The sequence below is a fragment of the Dyella halodurans genome, from assembly GCF_026283925.1.
GTDB lineage: Bacteria > Pseudomonadota > Gammaproteobacteria > Xanthomonadales > Rhodanobacteraceae > Dyella > Dyella halodurans.
In genome coordinates this window covers 256,903-272,293 of the sequence record NZ_JAPDPF010000003.1, presented here as the reverse complement: position 1 = coordinate 272,293, position 15,391 = coordinate 256,903, and the positions used below count along the sequence as shown (strand labels likewise).

12 protein-coding genes are annotated in these 15,391 nt (G+C 63.0%); 8 read left to right on the top strand and 4 right to left on the bottom strand.

The features are described from left to right. Nucleotides 1–54: 54 nt before the first annotated feature. From OUZ49_RS07950 to OUZ49_RS07925, 6 genes are read left to right on the top strand one after another with little or no spacing between them, the layout of a single operon-like run. The gene (locus OUZ49_RS07950) at nucleotides 55–849 is read left to right on the top strand and encodes an ABC transporter permease (protein WP_266149794.1); all 795 of its coding nucleotides are present in this window, start codon (nucleotides 55–57) and stop codon (nucleotides 847–849) included. Next, nucleotides 846–2,111 (top strand): ABC transporter ATP-binding protein, encoded by a 1,266-nt coding sequence (locus OUZ49_RS07945; RefSeq protein ID WP_266149793.1) that lies wholly within the window; start codon nucleotides 846–848, stop codon nucleotides 2,109–2,111. Before OUZ49_RS07950 ends, OUZ49_RS07945 begins: the two co-directional genes overlap by 4 nt. A 9-nt stretch (nucleotides 2,112–2,120) precedes the next feature. Further along, the gene (locus OUZ49_RS07940) at nucleotides 2,121–3,587 is read left to right on the top strand and encodes an FkbM family methyltransferase (RefSeq protein WP_266149792.1); all 1,467 of its coding nucleotides are present in this window, start codon (nucleotides 2,121–2,123) and stop codon (nucleotides 3,585–3,587) included. Further along, complete coding sequence (locus tag OUZ49_RS07935; RefSeq protein WP_266150041.1) at nucleotides 3,587–7,276, top strand: glycosyltransferase; 3,690 nt, start codon at nucleotides 3,587–3,589, stop codon at nucleotides 7,274–7,276. Before OUZ49_RS07940 ends, OUZ49_RS07935 begins: the two co-directional genes overlap by 1 nt. Before the next feature lies 1 nt (nucleotide 7,277). Continuing rightward, the gene (gene gmd / locus OUZ49_RS07930) at nucleotides 7,278–8,312 is read left to right on the top strand and encodes a GDP-mannose 4,6-dehydratase (protein WP_266149791.1); all 1,035 of its coding nucleotides are present in this window, start codon (nucleotides 7,278–7,280) and stop codon (nucleotides 8,310–8,312) included. A gap of 1 nt (nucleotide 8,313) precedes the next feature. Next, the gene (locus tag OUZ49_RS07925) at nucleotides 8,314–9,201 is read left to right on the top strand and encodes an NAD-dependent epimerase/dehydratase family protein (RefSeq protein WP_266149790.1); all 888 of its coding nucleotides are present in this window, start codon (nucleotides 8,314–8,316) and stop codon (nucleotides 9,199–9,201) included. Nucleotides 9,202–9,248: 47 nt separating this feature from the next. Here OUZ49_RS07925 and OUZ49_RS07920 read toward each other — a convergent pair whose 3' ends face one another. The 4 genes from OUZ49_RS07920 to OUZ49_RS07905 are packed head-to-tail and all read right to left on the bottom strand — an operon-like array spanning nucleotide 9,249 to nucleotide 13,744. Beyond that, a complete protein-coding gene (locus OUZ49_RS07920) occupies nucleotides 9,249–10,649 on the bottom strand; it encodes a mannose-1-phosphate guanylyltransferase/mannose-6-phosphate isomerase (RefSeq protein ID WP_266149789.1) in 1,401 nt (466 codons plus the stop codon). Between the two features lie 9 nt (nucleotides 10,650–10,658). Next, the gene (locus OUZ49_RS07915; RefSeq protein WP_266149788.1) at nucleotides 10,659–12,032 is read right to left on the bottom strand and encodes a phosphohexomutase domain-containing protein; all 1,374 of its coding nucleotides are present in this window, start codon (nucleotides 12,030–12,032) and stop codon (nucleotides 10,659–10,661) included. Between the two features lie 2 nt (nucleotides 12,033–12,034). Then, a complete protein-coding gene (locus OUZ49_RS07910) occupies nucleotides 12,035–12,973 on the bottom strand; it encodes an electron transfer flavoprotein subunit alpha/FixB family protein (RefSeq protein WP_266149787.1) in 939 nt (312 codons plus the stop codon). 24 nt (nucleotides 12,974–12,997) lie between these two features. Further along, the gene (locus OUZ49_RS07905; protein WP_266149786.1) at nucleotides 12,998–13,744 is read right to left on the bottom strand and encodes an electron transfer flavoprotein subunit beta/FixA family protein; all 747 of its coding nucleotides are present in this window, start codon (nucleotides 13,742–13,744) and stop codon (nucleotides 12,998–13,000) included. Nucleotides 13,745–13,958: 214 nt separating this feature from the next. Between OUZ49_RS07905 and OUZ49_RS07900 the strand changes: the two genes are divergently transcribed. Continuing rightward, nucleotides 13,959–14,426 (top strand): GtrA family protein, encoded by a 468-nt coding sequence (locus OUZ49_RS07900; RefSeq protein ID WP_266149785.1) that lies wholly within the window; start codon nucleotides 13,959–13,961, stop codon nucleotides 14,424–14,426. Nucleotides 14,427–14,484: 58 nt separating this feature from the next. After that, nucleotides 14,485–15,309 (top strand): polyprenol monophosphomannose synthase, encoded by an 825-nt coding sequence (locus tag OUZ49_RS07895; RefSeq protein WP_266149784.1) that lies wholly within the window; start codon nucleotides 14,485–14,487, stop codon nucleotides 15,307–15,309. The last annotated feature ends 82 nt before the right edge of the window (nucleotides 15,310–15,391 follow it).

The following is a 15,391-nucleotide window of genomic DNA, read 5'->3' as shown; positions in this document are numbered from 1 at the left end:
GTAAGGATTGAACGTGATGGATCGCCGGGCAGGGCCCGTCGATCGGAGTACCTAATGGAACAAATGATCAAAGCCGCGTGGCGTTATCGCTATTTCATTCTTTCATCCATAAAGAACGAACTGCGCGTCCGTTTCATCCGAAGCAAGTTGGGTGGTTTGTGGATGATTATCCATCCGCTCAGCCAGGTGCTGATCTTTGCTCTGATCCTGTCGAACGTTCTCTCGGCGAAGCTGCCCGGCATCAACAACAAGTATGCCTACGCGCTTTACCTGATGGCCGGTACGCTGGGTTGGTCGCTGTTTGCCGAAACCATTTCGCGCTGCCTGACGCTTTTCATCGATAACGGCAATCTGATGAAAAAGATGGCGTTTCCGCGGATCTGCCTGCCATTGATCGCGGCCGGTTCGACGACGGTTAACAACCTTCTGCTGATGGTAGCGATCTTCATGGTGTTCGCCGCGCTGGGGCATATTCCAGACGTGCATGTGCTGTGGTTGCCGGTATTGATCGCCATCAATCTGCTCCTGAGCCTTGGCCTGGGGCTGGTTCTTGGCGTTCTGAACGTTTTCATGCGCGACTTGGGTCAGGTTATTCCGGTCATTCTGCAGATTACGTTCTGGCTGACACCGGTCGTGTATAACGTGACAATGTTTCCCGAGAACGTGCGCCATCTATTCAATCTCAATCCCATCTATCCGATCGTCAAGAGCTACCAGAACGTGCTGGTTTTTGGGGTCGAGCCGGAATGGGGTCCGCTGCTTGCGATCGTCGCGGCATCGTGCTTGTTGATGCTGCTGGCTCTGGTCATGTTCCGCAAGGCGGGTCCGGAAATGGTGGACGTCCTATGAGTGGCGAACTTCATGTCCACAAGGTCGGGAAGGCCTACCGAAAGTGGGGCAGTGAATGGTCGCGCGTTGGATCGTGGCTTGGCTTGCCGTGTCTTCCCGTCGAGGAGCACTGGGTGCTGCAGGATGTCTCGTTCTCCATCCTGCCGGGTCAGGCGGTGGGAGTGATTGGGCAGAACGGCGCCGGCAAGAGCACCTTGCTGAAAATCATCACGGGCACAACCCAGCCTACAGGAGGCACCGTCGATCGCGCCGGCCGCATCGCGGCTATTCTTGAATTAGGCATGGGTTTCAATCCCGATCTGACAGGGCGCGAGAACGCCTTTCATTCGGCAGGATTGATGGGATATGGCGAAGCCGAGATCCATGCGGCGATGGATGCTATCGAAGCATTCGCCGAAATCGGCGAATACTTCGATCAGCCGATGCGCATGTATTCGAGCGGCATGCAGGTGCGGGTCGCCTTCAGCGTTGCCACCGCCTTCCGGCCCGATCTGTTGATCGTTGACGAGGCACTGTCCGTAGGCGACAGTTATTTTCAGCACAAGAGCTTCGATCGAATTCGCCAATTCCGCGAAGAAGGCATTTCGATCATGCTCGTCACACACAGCATGGCCGACGTGAAGAGCATCTGTGACCGCGCGATCCTGCTCGACAAAGGCTCGGTGGTGCGGGACGGATCGCCGGACGAGGTCGTGGATTTCTATAACGCGCTCATCGCGCAAAAAGAGAACGCGATGCTCAGCATTGAGCAGCGGCGAGAGAAGAACGGCTGGGTGCTGACCCGCAGCGGCACCCGCGAGGCGACGGTGAACTCCTTGCGGCTCGTGGACGCTGCGACCGGCGAGCCGCAGAGCATGGTGCGGACAGGGCAGAGGGTGCGGCTGGAACTTGAAGCGCTCGCGCACGCGGATGTCCCGCGGCTGGTGCTCGGCTACATGATCCGCGACAAGCAGGGCAACGTGGTGTGGGGTAGCAATACCTGGCACACGGGCGACGTGGTTGAAGACCTGCGTCCGGGGCAGCGTGTCCGCTATGCCCTCGACTTCGAATGCGTGCTGGGCCCCGGCTCGTATTCGGTGTCGCCCGCCCTGGTCAGCAGCGATACCCATATGCTCGACAACTACGAATGGGTGGACAATCTGCTGGTGTTCGATGTCATGAATGCGGATCGCCACGTATTCATAGGATCCACCTGGCTCGACGCCAAATTTAGCGTCGCCAAGGGAGACGTGGACGATATGCCTGTGCCTCACTCCAGCTAAAGACGTTCGATGAATCAGCTCGTTTCCTACGCCCAAAACTTCGAGGACGTCATCCTCTACCGCGCGCTAAAGGCGGTTTCCGGCGGTTGCTACATCGATGTCGGGGCGCAGAGTCCGGAGGTGGATTCGGTCAGCCGGCTGTTCCACGGCCTTGGCTGGCGCGGTGTGCACGTTGAGCCCGTGCTCACCTACGCGAATCAGCTAGAAGAAGCCCGCCCGGACGACCTGATCATCCGCGCCGCCCTCGGCGATGAGCGCGGGAGTCTGGTGTTCTACGAGATACCAAGCACGGGGCTCAGCACCACCGATCAAGCCATCGCGAACCGCCACAAGGCGGAGGGTTTCGAGGTCATCGAAACCCAGACGCAGGTGCTGCTGCTGGACGACGTGTTCGCCCAGTCCGGATTCCAAGACATCCATTGGCTGAAGATCGATGTCGAGGGCTTCGAGGAGCATGTGATCCGCGGCTGGCGCGGCGAGACCAGGCCGTGGGTAGTGGTGGTCGAGAGCACGCTGCCGTTGAGCCAGGTGCAGTCCCACCACCAGTGGGAACCGCTCCTGCTCGCTAAGGGCTACCGCTTCGCCTATTTCGATGGCTTGAATCGCTTCTACGTGGCCGAACCGCACGAGGAACTTCTCTCTGCCTTCGGGCCGGGACCGAACGTGTTCGACGATTTCTCGTTGAGTGGCGAGGCGAGCCAGCCGTTCGTCAGCCTGCTCAACCATCAGATCGAGGCGCTGCGCAAAGAGCAGTGCGCCCAGACGCTCGCGCAGGCGGCCGAAGTGCGCGAGCACGAGGAGGCTGCGCAGGCGCTGCGGCAGGCGATGGAGCGGGAAGTGCGCGAGCACGAGGAGAATGCGCAGGCACTGCGGCATGAGATGGAAAGGATCGAAGCGGAGTTCGCCGTGTTCAGGCGTGGCTCCGCGTCCATCGCCATGCAGCTGGAAATCACACAGAGGAAGCTGCGCGACTCACAGGCGCAGGCGGACGCCATGCGCGACGCCTTTGCCGCCTTGAACGCCCATGTCACCTTGCTGTCCGCCGATCGCGCCGAACGAGCGCGCATCGCTCACTACTGGTGGGTGACCGCCGAGCAGGCGCGGACCGAACTCGACGGCATCAAGGCCAGCCGATCCTGGCGCTTTACCGCGCCGATCCGCAGCTTGCGGGGCGGGCATTATTCAACCCGCGCGTTCGTCAAGCAGATCGTCCGGGCCGTGCTCGCTCGAGTCATGCGCAGGGTCATCGGCAGGCGGTATCTCGTACGGCCCATCCAGGTGATGTTGTCGGTAGCCCCCGGGATCAAAGGCCGCTTGCGGAACATTGCCGTAGCTTATGGATTTATCGCTGCAAACGCCGCGGGCCAGGTCGTCGTGCTGGGCCCGGCAGCGGCGACGTCGCATCCGGCGCTTTCCCTGAAGGCGTCCCGCGTGCTCGACGATCTCAATGCAGCCCTGCGAACGGAGTCGAAGTAATGCGGATTGTAGTCGATTTGCAAGGGGCGCAAACCGCCAGCAGGCATCGTGGCATCGGTCGATATTCCATGGCGCTGGCGCAGGCCGTCGCCCGTAACGCGGGCGCGCACGATGTGTGGGTTGCGCTCAATGCCTCGTTCGAAGCGACGATTCCCGACCTTCGCGCCGCTTTCGACACTTTGCTTCCTGCCACGCGCATCGTCCGCTTCGATGTGCCGCCGGGCACCGCTTGGAACGAGCCGTCCCATCGCTGGCGCCGCGACATCTCTGAACGGCTGCGCGAAGGGTTCCTTCGCGATCTCGAACCCGATTTCGTTCACGTGTCCAGCCTTTTCGAGGGCACGGCCGACAGTGCGATCACCTCGGTTGGCTTGCTGCCGTCCGTAATGCGTACCGGCGTGACGTTGTACGACCTCATCCCCTTGCACAAGCCAGACGAATACCTGCGCGCGGGGTGGGTGCGCGACTGGTACTACTCGAAGATCGAATCGCTCAAGCGCGCTGACGTGTTGTTGGCCATTTCCGGCCATGCGCGCGAAGAGGCCATCCAGACGCTCGGGCTGTCCCCCGAGAGGGTGGTCAACATTTCCTCGGCGGTTTCCCCGGATTTCCGGCCGATGGAAGTGACGCCCGCGGAGCGCTCGCGCCTGCGTGCTGTCTACAGCATCGATAAGCCGTACGTGATGTACAGCGGCGCCATGGATCCGCGCAAGAACGTCGAAGCACTGATGAAGGCATTCGCCGCCCTCCCCGACGGCATGGCTGGCCGTTATCAACTGGTAATCGCCGGCAAGATCGCCGATGCCGATCTCGAACGGCTGAAGGCTGCGGCGCGGAAGTTCCAGGTCGAGGATCGGACGGTATTCACGGGATATGTGAGCGATGCCGATCTCATCCTGCTGTACAACGCCGCGAACCTGTACGTCTTCCCCTCGCTGCACGAGGGCTTCGGTCTGCCCGCGCTCGAGGCGATGGCGTGCGGAGTGGCGACCATAGGCTCGAACACGACGAGCGTTCCGGAAGTGATCGGACGCGCCGATGCGATGTTCGATCCGACCTCCGTCGACGCCATCGCGCACCTGATGGGCCGCGCCCTGGGCGACGGCGATTACCATCGATCGTTGCGCGAGCATGCTTTGAGGCATGCCGCCACGTTCTCATGGGATGCCAGTGCGAAGCGCCTGATCCAGGCCTTTGAAGCGACTGCCGAGCGGAGCAAGTCGAGGGCCGCCTGGACCTCCGTGCGCGAAGATATCTCGTTGCGCTACCGCGAGTTGATCGCCGCCGTGGCCGCGGTGCCCCGGGATGCTTCAGAAGCCACCGAGGGCGATCGCATCGCGGTCGCGCGGACGTTGGCTTCCAACCAGGAAGAGGCCGTCCATGCTGCGCGCACCTCGACTCCACTGGAGGCCGGCTTCACGTGGCGCGTCGAAGGGCCGTTCGACAGCAGCTACAGTCTGGCCCTGGTCAATCGCGAGGTGGCGCTGGCTCTGTCCAAGGACGGCATCGAGGTGGCTTTGCATTCCACCGAGGGCCCTGGCGATTTTCCCGCGAACCCGGAATTTCTCAAGGCACGTCCGGATCTCGCCGAGTTGCACCGCAGGACGGCAACCATTACGCCCGGCGATGCGGATGTCTCGAGCCGGTTGCTGTATCCGCCGCGCGTCGCCGACATGACGTCGCGATTCAATCTGCTGCACACCTATGCGTGGGAGGAGTCGGGTTTCCCGCCGGAATGGGTCGATGCCTTCAACGAATCTCTGCAGGGACTTTCGACCCTGTCGACGCATGTTCGGAAGATCATGATCGATAACGGCGTGTCCGTACCGATTTCGCTTGGCATGGCGGGTATCGACCATTGGGATCGCGTCACCGCGGAGGATGGCTATCGCGTGGACGGAAAGTCGTTCCGCTTCCTTCACGTGTCCTCCTGCTTCCCGCGCAAGGGCGCCGATGTCTTGCTTAAGGCTTTTGGACAGGCATTCACCGCCGCGGACGACGTTAGCCTGATCATCAAGACCTTCGCCAATCCGCACAACGAGGTGCACACCTGGCTGCGCGAGGCGAAGGGCGATCGCACGGATTTTCCGGACGTGCGCATCATCGAGGAAGACCTGTCGGACGAACGCCTGAAGGCGCTCTATGCGCAGTGCCATGCGCTCGTCGCGCCGAGCCGGGCCGAGGGTTTCGGCCTACCGCTGGCGGAAGCGATGATTTCCGGCCTGGCGGTGATCACCACGGCCTGGGGCGGGCAGACCGACTTCTGCTCGCCCGAGACCGCGTGGCTGGTCGACTACGACTTCGCGGAGGCGAAGACGCACTTCAACCTGTTCCATTCTGTCTGGGCGGAGCCCCTCCTGGCGAGCCTGGCGCAGGCCATGCGCGAGGTCTGGAGCGTCGATCCGGAGACGCGCGCGGAGCGTGTGCGGCGAGGGCAGGACCTGCTGCGCGAGAAGTTCAAGTGGAGCGACGTGTCCGAGCGGATGATCGGCTTCGTTCGCTGGCTGTCCAACTCGCCGCGGACACGGCCGCCGCGCATTGGCTGGGTCAGCACCTGGAATAAGCGCTGCGGCATCGCCAGCTATTCGGCGCATCTGGTAGGGCACATGCCCACCACCGGGCTGCAGGTCTTTGCATCGACGTCGGCCGAGCTGACGGCGCCGGATGGAGGCAACGTCGTGCGCTGCTGGGACGCCGATGCGCCGGATCACCTGTTCGGGCTTTCCAACGCCGTGGCGCAGGCCTGCCCGGACATCGTGGTGATCCAGTTTCAATACGGCTTCTTCGAGTTTCCGGCGCTGTCGCGCTTCATGCTCGAGCAGAAACACGCGGGGCGCGTGGTTGTGGCCATGCTGCACGCCACTCAGGACCCGGCCCACGTGCCAACGCGCAAGCTGTCCATGCTGGCGCAGGCCTTGCGGCAGTGCGACCGCGTGCTCGTGCACGGCATCGCCGATCTCAATCGCCTGAAGGCCTTGGGCGTGGTCGACAACGCCGCCATCGTTCCCCATGGCATTCCGAGCTTCGCGCACGACACCGCCGGGCCGAAAGCTCCACGTTTCCGCGTCGCTTCCTACGGCTTCTGCCTGCCGCACAAGGGGCTTCCGCAACTGCTTGAGGCGGTCGCGGAGCTGATCCGGCAGGGCAAGGACATTGAGCTGTTGATGCTCAACGCGGAATACCCGGTGGGCGAGTCCGCCGAACTGGCTAGGTCCCTGGCCGCGCATATCAAGGAGCTGGGTGTAGAGGACCGGATCAACCTGGTGACGGACTACCTGTCCGACGGGGAGTCCTTCCGCCAGCTGTCGACGGCGGACCTGATCGTGTTCCCGTACCAGGAGACCGGCGAGTCGTCGAGCGCGGCGGTGCGCTATGGCCTGGCCGTCGGCCGCCCGGTGGCCGTCACGCCCATTTCCATTTTCGACGACGTGGGTGGCGCCGTGTACCGGCTGCCAGGCACCACCGTTGAGCAGATGGCCATAGGACTGGCCGGGATTATCGACGGCCATCCGGCCGCTGCCACGATTGCGGCTACCGCCGATCGCTGGCGGGAGGCGCATCAGTACACAACGCTCGGCCGTCGTCTCTACAATATGCTGTTCGCCCTGTACGCCAATCATCCAGGCGTACTCACTGGATCGGCCTCGGACGAGGCGGCCCGGTCCCTCGTCTCAACCAGGAAGATTTGACATGAAGAAAGCAATCGTCACCGGCATCAGTGGCCAGGACGGCGCGTACCTCGCCCAGCTGCTGTTGGAAAAGGGATACAAGGTGTATGGCACCTTCCGGCGCACGAGCTCCGTCAATTTCTGGCGGATGGAGGGGTTGGGCGTCATGGGCCACCCGAACCTCGAACTGGTCGAGCACGACCTGACCGACCAGGGCGCGACGTTCGCGCTGGTGTCGAAGTTCCGTCCGCAGGAGATCTACAACCTGGCGGCACAGAGCTTCGTCGGCGTGAGCTTCGACCAGCCGGCGACCACCGCGCAGATCACGGGCGTGGGCGCGCTGCACTTCCTCGAGGCGATCCGACTCATCGATCCGTCGATCCGTTTCTACCAGGCCTCGACTTCGGAAATGTTCGGCAAGGTGCAGGCTGTGCCGCAGACCGAGGACACGCCGTTCTATCCGCGCAGCCCGTACGGTGTGGCCAAGCTGTACGCGCACTGGATCACCGTCAACTATCGTGAGAGCTACAACCTTTTCGCCTCCAGCGGCATCCTGTTCAATCACGAGAGCCCACTGCGCGGGCGCGAGTTCGTGACCCGTAAGATCACGGACGCGGTCGCCAAGATCAAGCTAGGCAAGCTCGACTGCCTGGAGCTGGGCAATCTGGACGCGAAGCGCGACTGGGGCTACGCCAAGGAATACGTCGAAGGCATGTGGCGCATGCTGCAGGCCGACGAGTCAGACACCTTCGTGCTGGCCACTAACCGCACGGAGACCGTCCGCGACTTCGTCAGCATGGCCTTCAGGGCAATCGGCGTGGAGCTGGAGTTCAGCGGCAAGGAAGACCAGGAGGTCGCCAAGGACAAGGCCACCGGGAAGGTGGTCATGCGGGTCAATCCCAAGTTCTATCGCCCGGCGGAGGTCGACCTGCTGATCGGCAATCCGGCCAAGGCCAAGGCCAAGCTGGGCTGGGAGCCGACCACGACGCTCGAACAGCTGTGCGACATGATGGTCAAGGCGGATATCGGTCGCAACCAGCGTGACGCGTCGTTCTGACATGTCGCGCGGCCGCATATTGCTGACGGGCGCCTCCGGCTTCACGGGGCATTACGCGGCCGAGGCGCTGCGCCGGGCAGGCTACGACGTCCATGAGTGGCGCTCGGCTAGCGGGCTCGGCACAGCGGAGTCCGTGGATCTGCTGGACCGGACGGCGGTGGCGGCAGCGGTCGGGCGCGCAATGCCCGACTACGTTCTGCACCTCGCGGCGATTTCGTTCATCGCCCATGGGAACGCCGCCGCGATCTATGCAGTGAACATCGTCGGAACCCGCAACCTGCTCGAGGCGCTCTCCAACATGGAGACCCCGCCGCGGCACGTGCTGCTGGCGAGCAGCGCGAATGTCTACGGCGAGCAGGAAGGCGGAATCGACGAAAGCGCGCCGCTGCGCCCGCAGAATGACTACGCCGTCAGCAAGATGGCGATGGAGCGCATGGCCTCGCTATGGATGGGTAGATTGCCGATCACGATCGTGCGGCCGTTCAACTACACCGGCGTCGGCCAGGACGTGAAGTTCCTCCTGCCGAAGATCGTGTCGCACTTCCAGCGTCGGGCCGAGGTCATGGAACTCGGCAACATCGATGTCTGGCGGGACTTTTCGGACGTCCGCCGCGTTGTCGAATCGTATGTGCGCCTGCTGGACCGCCCGGGCAAGGGCGAGGTTTTCAACGTCTGTTCCGGCAAGGAGCGGTCGATCCGGGAAATCATCGCGACGATGGAGCAGATCTCTGGCCATCGCATTGAGGTCCGTGTCAATCCCGCATTCGTGCGCGACAACGAGATCACCCATCTGCATGGCGATCCCGGACGGCTCGAGCGCGCCGTCGGTCCGCTGCCGCAGTTCGAGATCAGGGACACACTGGCCTGGATGTACTTGGCACAGGCCTGATGGCTCACGGCGACCGCCCGCTCAGGGGCGGCCGCCGTGGCGGTGCATCATGTACGGCCGTAGTTGTCCTCAAAGCGGACGATATCGTCTTCGCCCAGATAGCTTCCCGACTGGACCTCGATGAGCTCCAGCGGCAGGCGTCCGGGGTTGCGCAGCCGATGCGTGACGCCAAGCGGAATGTAGGTGCTCTGGTTTTCCGTGAGCAGCAGGACCTTGTCGCCACAGGTGACTTCGGCGGTACCGCTGACCACGATCCAGTGCTCCGCCCTGTGATGGTGCATCTGCAGGCTGAGCGTGCCGCCGGGCTTCACGGTAATGCGCTTGACTTGGAAGCGGCTGCCGGCGTCGATGGAGTCGTAGGCACCCCAGGGACGGTAGACCTTGCGGTGCCATTTGACCTGGGGACGACCCTCGCCCTTCAACTGCTCGACGATCTTCTTGACGTCCTGGATGCGATCCTTGTGGCCCACCAGGATGGCGTCGTCGGTCTCGACCACGACCACCTCTTCCAAGCCGATCATGGTGATCAGCCGCTGGGCGTAGGCGTACGTATCGCGGCAGTCAATGGAGATCACGTCGCCGTGATGGGCATTGCCGTCGGCATCGTGTTCATTGGCCTCCCACAGGGCGGACCAAGAGCCCACGTCGCTCCAGCCCGCATCGAGCGGTACCACGGCGGCGTTCTCGGTCTTCTCCATCACGGCGTAGTCGATCGAATCGGAAGGCGAGGCGGAGAAAGCCTCATGATCCAGTCGCACGAAGTCGTTGTCGCGCTTGGCCAGCTCCAGCGCGCGGCGGCAGGCCTCAAGCATGAGCGGCTGATAGCGGGCCAGTGCGTCCAGATAGACGCTGGCCTTGAACATGAACATGCCGCTGTTCCAATAATACTCGCCGGACGCGACGTAAGCCTTGGCCGTGGCCAGGTCGGGCTTTTCGACGAAGCATTCGACGGCGCGTACGCCTTGGCCCGCGACGGCCTTAATGTAGCCGTAACCGATCTCGGGCGCCTTGGGCACGATGCCGAAGGTGACCAGTTTGTCTTGCTCGGCGACGTCGACCGCGAGGCGGACCGCGGCGTGGAAGGCATGCTCGTTGATCACCACGTGATCGGACGGCAGCACCAGCAGCAGGGCGTCCTCCCCGGCCTTCAGCGCCTCGAGTGCGGCGATCGCGATGGCGGGAGCGGTGTTGCGGCCGGAGGGTTCGAGGATGATCGCCTCGGGTAGTGCGCCGACTTCGAGCAGCTGCTCGGCGACCATGAAGCGATGTTCTTGGTTCGCCACCACGATCGGCTGGCGGTCGGCAAGCGGGGCGACGCGATGCCAAGTCGCCTGCAGCATGGTGTCGGCGCCTACGAGTGGCAGGAACTGCTTGGGGTAGGCCTCACGCGACAGGGGCCACAGGCGGGTGCCAGAGCCGCCCGAGAGAATGACGGGAAGAATGTTCATGGTGAGCTCTTAATGTTGGTCGGGGGCGCCGATGAGCCGGGAGATTTCGTCCGTGCTCTCGCGCATGAGGTCTTCGTTGCAGCGCGATTCGACGTTCAGCCGTAGCAGCGGCTCGGTATTCGAGCTGCGCAAGTTGTACCGCCAGTCGCCGAAATCCGCGCTGATGCCGTCGGTGCTATCGATCTTCGGGTTCCTGCCGGCGAAGTGCTGGATGACGCGCTCCACGGTGGCAGCGGCGTTCTCCACGCGGAAGTTGATCTCGCCGCTGCAGGGGAAGGCACGCATGCGGTCCTCGACGAGTTCGGCGAGCGACATGCCGGAGGTCGAGATCAGCTCCGCGATCAGCAGCCACGGAATCATGCCGGAGTCGCAAAAGGCGAATTCGCGAAAGTAGTGATGCGCGCTCATTTCGCCACCGTAGATGGCGTTCTCGGCGCGCATGCGCTCCTTGATGAAGGCATGTCCGGTCTTGCTCTGGATCGGCACGCCGCCGGCCGCGCGGACCATCTCGATAGTGTTCCAGGTCAGGCGCGGATCATGGATCACCTTGCCGCCCGGATGGCGCACCAGGGCGGCCTTCGCCAGCAGGCCGACCAGATAGTAGCCCTCGATGAAACGCCCCGTCGCGTCGAAGAAGAAGCAGCGGTCGAAGTCGCCGTCCCACGCGATGCCCATGTCGGCCCCGTGCTGGCGCACGGCACCGGCGGTGGCGCCGCGGTTCCCCGGCAGCAGCGGATTGGGGATCCCGTTCGGAAAACTTCCATCCGGCTGGTGATGGATCCTGATGAAATCGAAGGGCAGGTGCGGCGCTAGCGCGTCGATGACCAGGCCCGCGCCGCCATTGCCGGCGTTGACCACGATCTTCAGCGGTTTCAGCCGGTCGCGGTCGACGTAACCGAGCAGGTGCTGGATGTAGGCGGCCTTGGAAGGCTCCTCTCGCATCGGGCGGTTGCCGGAGCTAGGCGCGAACGCGTTCGCGATGGCCTTGTCCCGGATGGTGAACAGGCCGCTGTCGCCGCTGATCGGCTTGGCTCTCTCGCGCACCAGCTTCAGCCCGTTGTAGTCCATCGGGTTGTGGCTGGCGGTGACCATGATGCCGCCGGCGGCCTCGAGGTGCGGCGTGGCGAAATAGACCTCTTCCGTGCCGCACAGACCGATGTCGATGACTTCGCGGCCCGCCTCGCTCAGGCCGGCGGCCAGGGCTGCCTGCAGCGCAGGGCTGCTCAGTCGGATGTCCCGGCCGAGCACGACAGGTCCGTCTCCCAGCAGTTCTGCCGTTGCGCGGCCGATGCGGTGGGCGACATCCTCGTTCAATTCGTCGGGAACACGGCCACGGACGTCGTAGGCCTTGAAGCAACGCATCTCGTTCGGCGCGCCAGCCATCGTCAGAGTGCCTGCTCGAGTTCGGGCAGGATCTTGAACAGATCGCCGACCAGGCCGAGGTCGGCCACTTCGAAGATCGGAGCTTCCGCGTCCTTGTTGATGGCGACGATGGTGCCCGCGTCTTTGATCCCGGTGAGGTGCTGGATGGCGCCGGAGATGCCGATCGCCATGTAGAGCTCCGGCGCGATGATCTTGCCGGTCTGGCCCACCTGCATTTCGTTCGGTACGTAGCCGGCGTCGACGGCGGCGCGGGATGCACCCACCGCGGCGCCGATCCTGTCCGCGAACTTGTAGATAATCTCGAAGTTCTCCTTCGAGCCCACACCGCGGCCGCCCGAGACGACCTTGGATGCGCTCTGCAGGTCGGGGCGATCGCTCTTGCCTTGCTGCAGACCCACGAAGCGGGTGTGCGTCGGTAACGCTACGTCGATTGCTACGGCCTCCACGGCGGCCGCGCCGGTCGAGGCCGCCGCCGGCCAGGACGCCGTACGGATGGTGGCCACCACTACGGACGAGGCGTCCGCTTCGACCGTGACGATGGCATTGCCCGCGTAGATCGGGCGCGTGAAGCGACGCGCGGCTTCCACGCTCATCACGTCGCTTACCTGCGACACGCCCAGCAAGGCCGCCACGCGCGGAGCGACGTCCTTGCCAAACGTGGTCGATGGCGCAAACACGTGGGTATAGCCGGCGGCGAGCTTCGCGATCTGCGGGGCTAGGATCGCCGCCAGAGCGTGGGCGTTCTCCACCCGCGCCACGGTCAGCACCTTGCTAACGCCCACGATCTTCGCAGCTTCGGCGGCGACGACTTCGGGCGCGTCCGACAGCACGACGACGTCGATCACCTCGGGCTTTACAGCCACCGCGGCGCTGACGGCGCGGGCGGTCGATGCATTGAGTTTTCCGTCCAAGTGTTCGGCGATGACCAGAACCTTGCTCATATCCTGATTCTCCTTTGCGGCTGCTTAGAGCAGACCCTTTTGCTTGAGGGCCGCCACGAGCTCGGCAGCATCCTTCACCATCGCGCCCTTGCTGCGCTTGGCCGGCGCGGCGTAATGGGTGGTGGTCACATGGTTCGCGGCGTCGACGCCGAGCGTGGCCAGCTCGATCACCTCGATCGGCTTGGACTTGGCCTTCATGATGTCTGGTAGCTTGATGAAGCGTGGTTCATTGAGGCGCAGGTCGGTGGTGATCACGGCCGGTAGGTCGGCCTCGATGGTTTCCAGGCCACTGTCGACTTCGCGGGTTACGACCGCCTTGCCGTCGGTCAGCTCAACCTTGCTGGCGAAGGTGGCTTGGGGGCGGTCCCACAGCGCGGCTAGCATCTGGCCGGTCTGGTTGGCGTCGTCGTCGATCGCCTGCTTGCCCAGGATGAACAGGCCCGGCTGTTCCTTTTCCGCCAGCTTCAGGAACACGCGGGCGGCGGTCAGCGGCGACACGGCGTCGCCCGTCTGCACGTGGATGGCACGATTGGCGCCCATGGCCAGGCCGTTGCGCAGGTGTGCAGTGAGGTCGGCAGAGCCAATGGTGACGACCACGACTTCCTCGGCGAGCCCCTTTTCGCGCAGCCGGAGGGCTTCTTCCAGGGCGATATCGTCGAACGGATTGGCTGACAGCTTCACACCGTCCGTGACGACGCCCATGCCGTCGGCCTTGACCTGAATGCGGACGTTGTAGTCCACCACGCGCTTGTAACCGACCAGAATTTTCATTCGATAGTCCATAAGTTGCGGAGAACGTTGGCCCAAGTGGGAGTCCCGGGCATAGCCGGTTGATTGTAGCTCTCGCTATCCCGGATGGCGACAGGTTCGCGCCTCGCGGAACATGATTAAGTCAGGCGGACCGCGGATTTATGCTATGCTCGCGTGCTACCGCGTGCCGTATATGGCCGCGCGGCGGTAAAGCCCGACGGCATCTGGGGGATGCATGATCAATTTTGTCAACCGGGTTTCCGGATTAGCCCATCGCTTTTGCCTAGGTCTGCTGCCGCGCAGCCTGATTTCGTTTTTCACCGTGGGCGCCCTCGGCATGGGCGTCCATCTGGCGATTATGAAAGCTGGCATGATCGTTCTGCAGCTTGATTTTCGCATCGCCAATCTGATAGCGATGATCGGTGCGGCGACTTTCAATTATTACTTCAATAATGCCGCCACTTTCAGCGACAAGACCCTGCGGGGGCGGTCGATCCTCGTCGGGTATGCGCTGTACATGGGCGTGACCTCGCTCGGTCTCGCCATCAGCATGGGCGTTTCGACGATCGCGTATGCGCGCGGACTTCCTCCGGTTATCGCGGCGGTCTGCGGCATCGTTTGCGGGTCTATGTGGAACTACCTGATGTCATATGCCTTTGTCTGGCGCTTGATCACGGCAGTGATCGCGAAAAGGGCACGATGAATCTCGGAGCGGTCGATTCAAACGGTTTCTGCAAGATGGCGATGGCCCGATTCAATAAATGGATTTCATGAAAACGCTAATTTTCTTCGCGACCTATAATGAGGCGGGTAACGTTGCTGCGTTGATCGAGCAGATCGCGGAGCGCGCTCCGGCGGCGGACATCGTGGTGGTCGATGACAACAGCCCGGACGGCACGGCTGACGCGATTAGAAAGCTGGGGCGCAACAACGTCACCGTTTTGGTGAGAAAAGGCAAGCTCGGTCTCGGTACGGCGCATCTGCTGGCGTTCTGCTATGCAGTGGCCAATGGTTACGAGGCGCTCGTCACCATGGATGCGGACGGTTCCCACGATCCGCAGCATCTGCCCGCGCTGATGGAAAAGCTGGACTCGGGATACGATTTCGTGATCGGTTCGCGCTACATGAAGGGTGGCGCATGCGACTACGACGGCTACCGCCTGCGCGTGAGCCAGGCGGCCAATGTCGCCGCGCGGCTACTGCTTTCCGTCAAGCTCACCGAGTTCACCACCTCGTACCGGATCTTCAAGGTCGAGAAGCTGCGTTCGTTGGATTTCGGCGCGCTCCTTGTCGGCGGCTATTCCTTCTTCCTGACCACGGTGGTCGAAGCCGCGCGGCGCGGTTGGCGACTCGCCGAAGTGCCGATTCATTTCCGCGAGCGGGGCTATGGAACGTCAAAGATTCCCCCCTTCGAAATTTTTCGAGGCGTGGCGAATCTGATGCGCCTGGCGGTCGTCAAGGTTTTCGGAGGCAAGCCGTCTTGGGAGGCTTTTTCGCCCCAGCCGTGCGGTGTGTGCGGCACTGGCTATTCCGTCGTGAACGCGGCGCAGGGCAGGATGTGTGTATTTTGCGGTGACGGGCGGTGACGGCCGCGGATCAACGGCGCCAGCGGCGAAGAGTTGCCCTTTCCTTGTGCCTGCTGGGCATCGTCGCGGGAATCATGCTCCC

What these genes read in the sequence shown, in the direction of transcription:
- OUZ49_RS07945 (WP_266149793.1), top strand. Translation starts at nt 846, where the DNA reads ATGAGTGGCGAACTTCATGTCCACAAGGTCGGGAAGGCCTACCGAAAG.
- gmd (WP_266149791.1), top strand. Translation starts at nt 7,278, where the DNA reads ATGAAGAAAGCAATCGTCACCGGCATCAGTGGCCAGGACGGCGCGTAC.
- OUZ49_RS07950 (WP_266149794.1), top strand. Translation starts at nt 55, where the DNA reads ATGGAACAAATGATCAAAGCCGCGTGGCGTTATCGCTATTTCATTCTT.
- OUZ49_RS07940 (WP_266149792.1), top strand. Translation starts at nt 2,121, where the DNA reads ATGAATCAGCTCGTTTCCTACGCCCAAAACTTCGAGGACGTCATCCTC.
- OUZ49_RS07900 (WP_266149785.1), top strand. Translation starts at nt 13,959, where the DNA reads ATGATCAATTTTGTCAACCGGGTTTCCGGATTAGCCCATCGCTTTTGC.
- OUZ49_RS07935 (WP_266150041.1), top strand. Translation starts at nt 3,587, where the DNA reads ATGCGGATTGTAGTCGATTTGCAAGGGGCGCAAACCGCCAGCAGGCAT.
- OUZ49_RS07905 (WP_266149786.1), bottom strand. Translation starts at nt 13,744, where the DNA reads ATGAAAATTCTGGTCGGTTACAAGCGCGTGGTGGACTACAACGTCCGC.
- OUZ49_RS07895 (WP_266149784.1), top strand. Translation starts at nt 14,485, where the DNA reads ATGGATTTCATGAAAACGCTAATTTTCTTCGCGACCTATAATGAGGCG.
- OUZ49_RS07920 (WP_266149789.1), bottom strand. Translation starts at nt 10,649, where the DNA reads ATGAACATTCTTCCCGTCATTCTCTCGGGCGGCTCTGGCACCCGCCTG.
- OUZ49_RS07910 (WP_266149787.1), bottom strand. Translation starts at nt 12,973, where the DNA reads ATGAGCAAGGTTCTGGTCATCGCCGAACACTTGGACGGAAAACTCAAT.
- OUZ49_RS07915 (WP_266149788.1), bottom strand. Translation starts at nt 12,032, where the DNA reads ATGGCTGGCGCGCCGAACGAGATGCGTTGCTTCAAGGCCTACGACGTC.
- OUZ49_RS07925 (WP_266149790.1), top strand. Translation starts at nt 8,314, where the DNA reads ATGTCGCGCGGCCGCATATTGCTGACGGGCGCCTCCGGCTTCACGGGG.